1 protein-coding gene and 1 pseudogene are annotated in these 1,955 nt (G+C 54.6%); both read left to right on the plus strand.

All coding sequences use genetic code 11. The annotated features are described in order from the left end of the window. Nucleotides 1-156: 156 nt before the first annotated feature. A pseudogene (locus ALO64_RS26780) lies at nt 157-924 on the plus strand (MCP four helix bundle domain-containing protein); the annotation flags it as partial. A 69-nt stretch (nt 925-993) separates the two neighbouring features. Then, nucleotides 994-1,782, plus strand: a complete 789-nt coding sequence (locus tag ALO64_RS26785) for a methyl-accepting chemotaxis protein (RefSeq protein WP_370684025.1) — start codon at nt 994-996, stop codon at nt 1,780-1,782. The last annotated feature ends 173 nt before the right edge of the window (nt 1,783-1,955 follow it).

The raw sequence follows: 1,955 nt of genomic DNA on the forward strand, positions 1-1,955 counted from the left end.
TTTGTCTACACCCTCTTAACAGAACCCACATGGCATTATGTCCATCATGAAATAACTTTCATCGCGATTAATTAAAGCTCCTCAGGCGTCAGCAGAAAAACAGATATCGGAAAGGAACGTATTGCCCTTCCGCCTGTTTTGCCGCTGGAGGCAACCATGAACATCAGATCGCTGAATATTTCACGCAGGGCATCCCTGTTTTTTGGCGTGATTACCTTGCTGCTGATTGGCCTCGGAGGATTCTCCTACGTGCAGATCGACCATCTGCGCACGGCCGAGCAGAACATCGAAGAAAACTCGTTGCCCAGCATTCAGGTCGTCGACGACATTCAGATCGCCCTGCTTCACGCTCGTCTGGAAAGCATCAGGATGCTCGCCAGTACGGATCCTGCCGTGCACAGCACAGCAGAAGCCAAAGCCCGGGAAGCGATAGCGGCGCTCCGGTCGAACAGCGAGTTTTATCGGAAAAATCTGATTTCGGGCGAAGCCGACCGTGCGCAATTCGAAGACGCCAACAGCAAGATGGGGGCCTACATCGACGGCGTGAAACAGATCATCGCCATGGACAGTTCCGATCATGAAAAAGCTGTTTCCTTTGCGAACGCAGAACAGGTTCAGCGCGCCAATGCCTATCAGGAAAAACTCACCACCCTGCGTGGGCACAACGCTGAAGAAGCCGTGAGCTCCGGAAAAGATGCAACTGACGTGTACAACCACAGCGTCAATGTATTGCTGACCGTTGTTATTGCAGCGTCCCTTCTGACTGTGGTTCTGGCGATTACCCTGACACGCAGTATTGTCGATCCGCTCAACGCTTCCCTCAAACTGGCAGAAGACATCGCCGCAGGCGACCTGACCCGGCAACTGGGCATTACCGGCAGCGACGAAGCATCACGCTTGATGACGGCCCTCAACACCATGTCGGGGAACCTGCGTACCACCATTCATGAGATTTCCGGCGCATCCGCCCAGTTAAGTACCGCTGCCGTCGAGATGACGTCAATCACCGAAAGCGCCGACCGTACACTGCAGCAACAGAACAGCGAAATCGAACAGGCCGCCACTGCTGTAAACGAAATGAGTGCTGCCGTAGAAGAGGTCGCTCGTAATGCTACGTCTACCTCCCAGGCCGCCCAACAATCCAGCCTCTCTGCCGATCTGGGCAACCAGCGCGTGACCGAAACCCTGACCGCCATGCACAACCTGACCGGCCTGGTCGAGGGCTCCTCTGCACAAGTCACTGCCCTGGCCGGCCAGGCACAGGACATCAGCAAAGTGTTGGGCGTGATTCGCGGAATTGCCGAGCAGACCAACCTGCTGGCATTGAACGCAGCCATCGAAGCCGCGCGTGCCGGTGAACAAGGCCGGGGGTTTGCCGTGGTGGCTGATGAAGTACGCGCGCTGGCGCACCGCACACAAACGTCCACTCAGGAAGTCGAACAGATGATCTCGGCGATTCAGGCCGGTTCTTCGGCCACAGTCGAGTCCATGCAGAAGAGCACTCAGGAAGTCCACAGTACTCGCAAGACAGCAGAAGACGCCGGGCAATCGCTGCGCCAGATCACCGACTCGGTACTGGAGATCAATAATCGTAACCTGCAGATCGCTGCGGCATCGGAACAACAGGCGCATGTAGCACGTGATGTCGACAGAAGTCTGATCAGCATCCGTGATCTGGCCGTACAGAGCAGCGAAGGCACCCGGCAAACACTGATTGCCAGTACCGAACTTTCGCAGTTGGCAGTCAACTTGAATGATCTTGTACTGCGCTTCAAGACATGATGCGAAACGGGATCCATGACTATCAGGCATGGCGACAGGACAGCGGATTCGTCTGTTGCACCTTTTCATAGCGCTAGTGCCATTTCTGGCAAAAAAAAACAATAACAAAATGCCAGCACTCGACTGCCATTAAAGTTGCATTTCATGTGTTTCATTAAGAGGGTGTAGACAAA

The organism is Pseudomonas meliae (assembly GCF_001400515.1).
GTDB lineage: Bacteria > Pseudomonadota > Gammaproteobacteria > Pseudomonadales > Pseudomonadaceae > Aquipseudomonas > Aquipseudomonas amygdali.